At 30.3% G+C, this 7,555-nt stretch carries 9 protein-coding genes; 2 read left to right on the forward strand and 7 right to left on the reverse strand.

The features are described 5' to 3' along the window. The 5 genes from L6Q46_RS11110 to L6Q46_RS11130 form a co-directional block, all read right to left on the reverse strand. Positions 1 to 439, reverse strand: a 439-nt coding sequence (locus L6Q46_RS11110; RefSeq protein ID WP_291284360.1) for a flavoprotein, incomplete at its 3' end; no start/stop codon positions are given. Between the two features lie 5 nt (positions 440 to 444). Next, a complete protein-coding gene (locus L6Q46_RS11115; protein ID WP_111565628.1) occupies positions 445 to 759 on the reverse strand; it encodes a DNA-directed RNA polymerase subunit omega in 315 nt (104 codons plus the stop codon). A gap of 10 nt (positions 760 to 769) precedes the next feature. Then, the gene (bamD, locus tag L6Q46_RS11120; protein ID WP_291284361.1) at positions 770 to 1,564 is read right to left on the reverse strand and encodes an outer membrane protein assembly factor BamD; all 795 of its coding nucleotides are present in this window, start codon (positions 1,562 to 1,564) and stop codon (positions 770 to 772) included. 97 nt (positions 1,565 to 1,661) lie between these two features. Continuing rightward, entirely contained in the window at positions 1,662 to 2,540 is an 879-nt protein-coding gene (gene dapA / locus L6Q46_RS11125; RefSeq protein ID WP_291284362.1) for a 4-hydroxy-tetrahydrodipicolinate synthase, read from the reverse strand. 3 nt (positions 2,541 to 2,543) lie between these two features. After that, positions 2,544 to 3,062: a hypothetical protein gene (locus L6Q46_RS11130; protein WP_291284363.1), complete on the reverse strand. Its 519-nt coding sequence runs from the start codon at positions 3,060 to 3,062 to the stop codon at positions 2,544 to 2,546. Between the two features lie 45 nt (positions 3,063 to 3,107). Here L6Q46_RS11130 and L6Q46_RS11135 point away from each other — a divergent pair, with 45 nt between their 5' ends. Together L6Q46_RS11135 and L6Q46_RS11140 are read left to right on the forward strand one after the other, a co-directional pair. Further along, the gene (locus L6Q46_RS11135) at positions 3,108 to 3,896 is read left to right on the forward strand and encodes a 5'-nucleotidase (protein WP_291284364.1); all 789 of its coding nucleotides are present in this window, start codon (positions 3,108 to 3,110) and stop codon (positions 3,894 to 3,896) included. Positions 3,897 to 3,905: 9 nt separating this feature from the next. After that, entirely contained in the window at positions 3,906 to 4,820 is a 915-nt protein-coding gene (locus L6Q46_RS11140; RefSeq protein ID WP_291284365.1) for a metallophosphatase, read from the forward strand. 687 nt (positions 4,821 to 5,507) lie between these two features. Here the strand turns inward: L6Q46_RS11140 and L6Q46_RS11145 are convergent. After that, on the reverse strand, positions 5,508 to 6,218 hold the full coding sequence (locus tag L6Q46_RS11145; protein WP_291284366.1) for a hypothetical protein: 711 nt from the start codon (positions 6,216 to 6,218) through the stop codon (positions 5,508 to 5,510). Further along, positions 6,211 to 7,555, reverse strand: a 1,345-nt coding sequence (ligA, locus tag L6Q46_RS11150; RefSeq protein ID WP_291284367.1) for an NAD-dependent DNA ligase LigA, incomplete at its 5' end; no start/stop codon positions are given. The genes L6Q46_RS11145 and ligA, both read right to left, overlap by 8 nt.

A 7,555-nucleotide genomic window follows, 5' to 3' on the forward strand; every position in this document is an offset into this window, starting at 1 on the left:
ATGATTTCAATTTGTGAAAACTATCTAAAGTTGATGGGTGTTTGTACATATCCAAATCCATTGCAGGCGCAAAATAAACTGGACATTTTGCAGACAAATAAGTTGCTATAAGTAAATTATCGCAATTACCATTTGCCATTTTAGATAGTGTGTTAGCTGTAGCTGGAGCAATTAGCATAAAATCAGCCCACAAACCTAATTCTACATGGTTATTCCATTCGCCATTTCCTTCTTCTTCATTATAGAAAGTAGAATAAACCGGATTTTTAGAAAGTGTTGCCAAAGTAAGTGGCGTAACAAAATGCAAAGAAGCAGGCGACATTACAACTTGTACTTGTGCACCTGCTTTTATAAGTAATCTAACCAAATTGGCTGTTTTGTAAGCAGCTATACCACCAGATATACCTAGCAAGACTTTTTTACCGCTTAAAACAGACATAATGATTATTTTGCGTCTCTGTAATAGATTTTACCTTCTTCCCACTCTTGTACTGCTAAAGCGTGTGGTTTTGGTAATTTTTCATAGAATTTTGAAACTTCAATTTGCTCTTTGTTTTCAAAAATTTCCTCTAAACTATCATTATAAGTAGCAAACTCTTCTAATTTTTCAATCAATTCTTTTTTAATTTCAGTATTGATTTGATTAGCGCGTTTTGCCATAATAGTAATCGCTTCATAAATGTTTCCGGTAGGCTCTTCTAATTTACTTTTGTTGTAAGTAATAGTGTTTACAGGAGCATTTGTTTTCTTTAAATCCATGATTTACTTTTTATTTAGTATACTTTTGTAATTCTTGTTCCAATTCAGCTAACATTTTATCAGCTTCTTCTTTATATTCCGTTTGACCGTTATGCTTAATTAAATTTGTATATGTATTTTTAGCATAAACTAAACGTTCTTGTTTTTTTGATTCAACACTATTGATAGCAAGTTTATAAGCAGAATCGAATCTATAATACAAAGCTTGTTCTTTGTAAGGAGTTCCTGGATAATCTGCTAAGAAATTCTCAAAAGCTTTTAAAGCTCCTTTAAAATCAGAAATCGTATTGTATTGTTTTGCAATTTCAAATGCTTTTTTTTCTAATTTTTCTCTTAATTCTTTCACATAAACATTAGCTTGTGGTAAAAATTGAGATTCTGGATAGATATCTATAAAACGTTGCATTTTATCTAGTGCTTTTTCAGTATCGGTTTGATCTAAACTATAAACCGGTGATAACCTATAAAAACATTCAGCAGCATAGAAAGCACATTCTTCTCTTTTTTCACTTTTAGGATAAGTAGCTACAAAATTTTCTAACTGATATCCTGCCAAATAGTACTGTTCTGATTTATACAGCGACATTGAATAAAAGTAAAACATACGCTCAGCGTTTGGTTTTCCTTTGTAAGCTGGTGCAATCTGTTCGTATAATCTGATAGCTTTTAAATACTTTCCAGCTTCATATTTTTTATTCGCTGCTTCATTTTTTATTGCAACATCGTCTGATTTTAATGCCTTTTGATACTCGCTACACGAAACCAAAAAAATTGCAATAAAAAGAAAACTAACTATTCTATTCATTTATTTAAATTTAATCTTTCTTAAAATTCAATACTTTAGAAGTCTAAAAAAGCAACTGCAAATTTAGACATTATTTGTTTACTACAAAAATCTTTTTTTAACTTAATTTACGAGTAAAATTATGCAATCTTGTTGCTAAATCTTCATTTACATTTACAAGAGGTAATCTTACTGTATTTTCAGATAATCCCAATGCTTTAAAGACTTCTTTAATTCCTCCAGGATTTCCTTGTTCGAAAATCATATCGATGCTATCTGCTAAAAGGTAATGTAATTTATATGCTTCATCTACTTTTCTCTGTAGGCCTAAACGAACCATTTCAGAGAATTCCTTTGGAAAACCTTCGCCTATTACAGAAATCACTCCTGCTCCACCCGCTAAAACCATTGGTAAAGTAATCATATCATCTCCAGAAATTACTAAAAATCCTTCTGGTTTTGTTTGAATTAATTTCATTGCTTGAACGATATCGCCGGCAGCTTCTTTAATTCCGATTACATTTTTGAAATCATTTGCAATTCGGATAACCGTTGATGGCAACATGTTACTTGCTGTTCTTCCTGGTACATTGTAGAGAATTACTGGAATTGGAGATGCTTCAGCAACTGCTTTGAAATGTTGGTAAATTCCTTCTTGCGTTGGTTTGTTGTAATAAGGAGAAACTGATAAAATAGCCGAGAAATGAGAAAAATCTCTTGTTCTTAATTCTTCAACTACTTTATGTGTATTATTTCCTCCAACACCTAAAACTAACGGCAATCTTCCTACATTTGCTTTAATTATTGTATCGATAACCAATTCTTTTTCGTCTTGTGATAAAGTTGCCGATTCTGCTGTAGTTCCTAAAACTACCAAGTACTCTACTCCACCTTCAACAACATGATTAACAATTCTAGTTAACGCATCAACATCAACCGAAAAATCTTTTTTAAATGGCGTAACTAAAGCAACACCTGTACCAATAAATGATTGCATTTTTTATATTTTATTTAAAATTTTCAAATACTTAAACAGTTCTAAAACAAACTCATTAAAATTTTCAACGAGTGTTTTTATGATAAAATGATTGACTCTTTTGTCAACCGTGTCAAATCCTACTTTAAATTTCGCTTTTGATTTTGTTGAAAGCAATAAAAGAGCACTTTTATTAACATCGTAATAATTGATTAACAAATCAAAAGGCGTTTCGATAAAATCATTTACTTCTTTTTTATTAATCTCTCCTGAAATCGAAATGTTTTTTAACGACAAAAAGGGTTCGTTTATTACTTCCTTCTTCTTGATTTTATCTTTATAAACTAATATCGAAATATTATTAGCATCAATTCCTTGCGAAGCTATTCTTTCAACTAGTTGAGCTGTTTCAGAGAAATAAGATTCGTCAACTAAAACTCCAACCGTCAACACTTTATCGTTTGAACCAGACGAATTTTGAGTTGCTAATCGTTTAGTAACATTTTTTTTAAGAAAAAAGTTCTTTATAATATTATAAAACATAGTATTTTTACCTATTCGACAAAATTAAAAATTTAAGCTTTTGTTATGCTTGTAAATGTAAAAAAGAATACGATATCTTTTGGATTTTTTGTTATATTATTAACATTTAATCTCTTTATATCTTGTAAATCAACTTCTTCCTATCAAACTACTAAAATTGAAGGAAAAAAAATAGGCGTTACCAAAGAAAAAGGCGAAAACGAAGCCATTGCGACTTACGTAAAACCTTACAGTGATAACATCAACAAAGATTTAAATAGTGTTTTAGCTTATTGTCCGGAAACACAAGACAAAAGTAAAGGAACTTGGCAATCGAATATCGGAAATTTATTAGCGGAAATTACATTCGAACTTGGAAATCCAGTTTTTCAAAAAAGAGAAAATAAAACGATTGATGTTTGCTTACTTAATCACGGCGGTATTAGAGCTGTAATTCCTAAAGGAAATGTAACTACAAGAACCGCTTTTGAAGTGATGCCTTTTGAAAATAGTTTAATCGTTGTGGGACTTACAGGAAAAGAAATCAAAACTTTAGCAGAATACATTATCAAAGAGAAAAAACCGCATCCGTTATATGGCATGAAAATTTACATTAATAAGTCAACTTCAGCGATAAATAAGATTGAAATTAACAATCAACCTTTGGATGAAAATCGAATTTATTATGTGGGAACTTCCGATTATTTAGCCAATGGAGGCGATAATATGACGTTTTTTAAAGAAAGTAAAATCAAATTTGACATGGAATACAAGCTTAGAAATATGATGATTGATTATTTCAAGAAAGTAGATACGATTCCAAATATTACAACAGAAAAAATAATTTTAGAATAATACTTAGCTATGAAAAGAAGAGATTTTATCCAAAAAACAGCTGCGAGTTCGGCTTTACTTGGTTTATCAGGAGTGAGTTTAAGTAGTTTTTCTACTATTGAAAGCAAAAAGATTACCATTTTACATACGAATGACACGCATAGTCATATCGATCCATTCCCAACCGATCATCCAAAAAATCCAAATATGGGTGGCGCTGCAAGAAGAGCTGCTATTATAGAAAGCATCCGAAAAGAAGAAAAAAACGTGCTGTTGTTAGATGCTGGCGATATTTTTCAAGGAACTCCATACTTCAATTATTATGGTGGCGAATTGGAATTCAAACTAATGAGTATGATGCAATACGATTTGGCTACTATGGGAAATCACGATTTTGACAACGGAATTGATGGTTTTTATACCCAATTACCTCATGCGAAATTCGATTTTGTATCAGCAAACTATGATTTTAAAAATACGGTTTTGAATGATATCGTAAAACCATATAAAATCATTATAAAAGACGGAATTAAGATTGGAATTTTCGGATTAGGCGTTCAATTAGACGGACTTGTGGATAAAAAACTTTACAAAGAAACGGTTTACAATAATCCGATTGAAGTAGCACAAGACATGACGCGAATTCTAAAAGAAGAAAAGAAATGTGATTTGGTAATTTGCTTATCACACTTAGGATTCAAATACAAAGACGAACCTGAAAAACCTAGCGATATTGTATTAGCTCAAAAAACAAAAAATATCGATTTAATTATTGGTGGTCATACGCATACTTTCTTAGATAAGCCAGTTATTGAAAAAAATAGCGAAGGAAAAGAAGTTTTAATTAATCAGGTTGGGTGTTTTGGAGTGAATTTAGGTCGAATTGATTTCTACTTGACAAACGATAAATTACTTCATAATCAAACTAAGAACATTATTGTTTAATACTTTTCGCGATAAAGCAGATACTTCAAAAGAAAATAATACACCGGAATTTCGATTATACAAGAGATATAAATAAAAATATCGTTTTTGAAATAGTATTTGTTTAGCACTATAAATATGTCCGAAAAAAATAGACATAAAATAGTTAACAATAAAAATCTAGAAGCAATTGATTTAAATCGTAATGCATTGTAAACACTCAAGATTAAAACCATTAAGAACATTATAATATATCCAATTACTACAAAAAACTCTTTAAATTCATAGTTAAAAGACATGCTGGCTACCTTGTAAAGTATCACTAAAACTAAATAAGAAATAATAAAATATTTAAAATTATCTTTTAGGAATTGATTCTTTCTAAACAATTGCGAATCTGTAACAACATAGTTAAATAAAATTCCAATAGCAATCAAATACAAATAGGTTGAAAAAACTTTTAGCTCTTGATCTTCCAACAAAATTAGATTATCGGCAAAAAAAATCACTAAAAACAAACTCAAATTCAAGTAAATTTTTAGTGATTTGGTAATGAAAAAATAAGCAAAAGCAATACTGGGAACAATTATTGGCTTAAAAATAAAAGCTATATCCATATCTTCATAAACTCTATAAAAAAATAGATAGCAGATATGGGAAATAAAATAAACATATAAAGCTACACCGGCTCTATTATCGATGATTTTGTCAGTCTTGAATAGTTGTTTTACCATAAAGATTAAATTTAGTTCTATAAACAAAATAACTTATGTAACAAAAAAACGATAATTCTTGAGTCGTAACATTAATCATTTTTAAAGCCAATAAATCGGGTATTTTTTTTGAAAAAACAAAAAACAAATCGGACAATAAAAAACATCCAACCATAAAACCCGTATACAAAATGGTTCTGTTATTGTAATTAATTAGCATTACAAAAGATAAAACCCCCATTAACAACAGCAATATTCCATATAAAGAATAAATAAAAAATTCAAAACTATTCTCTTCAATCATCATCATTAATACATTAAAAAACAAATACACTAAAAGCATTACAATAATGTAGAAAGAAAAGGTATTCAAGTTAATTTTTTTCTTCTTCAAATAATAAACTAAGTCTTGAAATATAAAATAAAGTACAATAAAATAAGGTATTAGTAAAAAAATAAGTCCAGAAACATTAAATTCTTCTCTGCTAATAAGATGCAAAATTTCTCCTATAAAAAAAGACAAAACCGAAAAAGAAAACAAATAATCAATCCTACCTCTGACTCTTATATAATAGAAATAGTAAATCGACGGAATGATAATTGGCTTACTAAAAAGTTCCAAGTTATCGTTACCAATTAAAACAGCAAATACATACAAGGCAAAAGCTGTAAAATATAATATTAAAGCCGAATTTACTTTAAGCATCTATCATTTGTTTGAAATCTAATTCTGTTATGATGGCAATTTTTAGCTGATTTGCTTTTTCTAATTTTGACGGCCCCATATTATCTCCAGCTATTACATAATCGGTTTTTGATGAGATGGAACTTCCAACTTTTCCTCCATTATCTTCAATGGCTTTTTTCAGTTCGTCTCTCGAATAAATTTCAAAAACACCTGATACAACGAATGTTTTTCCTTTTAATTTTTCCGAAAGTAAAACATCTTCTTCACCCGATTCTAATTGAACTCCAAAACTCTTAAGCCTATCAATAATACGAATATTTTCTTGATTTTCAAAGAATTGAACGACACTCTGTGCGATTTTATCGCCAATCTCATCAACTAAAATCAAATCCATGATACTCGCTTGCGCAATTGCATCAATAGATTTGTAATGTTTCGCTAATTTTTTTGCAACCGTTTCCCCTACATATCGAATTCCTAACGCATATAAAACACGTTCAAAAGGAATGGTTTTCGATTTTTCAATTCCGTTAATCAAGTTCTCAGCTGATTTTTCAGCCATTCTTTCTAGCGGAATGATTTGATCCTTTTTCAATTCGTACAAATCAGCATAATTAGTAACCAAACCAGCATTGAATAATAAAGCAACCGTTTCTCCACCTAATCCATCAATATCCATGGCTTTTCGGGTGATAAAATGCTGAATTCTTCCAATAATCTGAGGCGGACAGCCATAAAAATTTGGACAAAAATGATTCGCTTCGCCTTCGCTTCTAACCAATTCAGTTTGACATTCAGGACAATGCGTGATGTATTTCGTAGGTTCCGCTTGATTTCCTCTTTGAGCTACTGCTATAATCTTCGGAATAATTTCGCCTCCTTTTTCAACAAAAACTTCATCACCAATTCTAATGTCTAACTTTTCAATTTGATCAGCATTATGTAAAGAAGCACGTTTTACAATTGTTCCCGCCAATTGAACTGGTTCTAAATTCGCAACAGGCGTAATCGCTCCTGTACGCCCAACTTGATATGAAATCGAGTTTAATTTTGTAGTTACTTGTTCGGCTTTAAACTTATATGCCATCGCCCAACGTGGTGATTTTGCCGTATAACCTAATTCCTCTTGATGTTGTAAATTATTAACTTTAATCACTACACCATCAGTTTCATAAGGTAAATCATGACGGTGTTTGTCCCAATAGTTGATGTATTCGAAAACTTCGTTTAGGTTTTTAGCTAATTTGGATTGTGTTGGCACTTTAAATCCCCAATCTCTTGCCTTTTGCAACCCTTCAAATTGCGTTTTGAAAGGTAAGTTATTTCCAATTACAAAGTATAACAAACAATCTAAT

Source organism: Flavobacterium sp. (genome assembly GCF_023151265.1).
In the GTDB taxonomy this organism is placed as follows: Bacteria; Bacteroidota; Bacteroidia; order Flavobacteriales; family Flavobacteriaceae; genus Flavobacterium.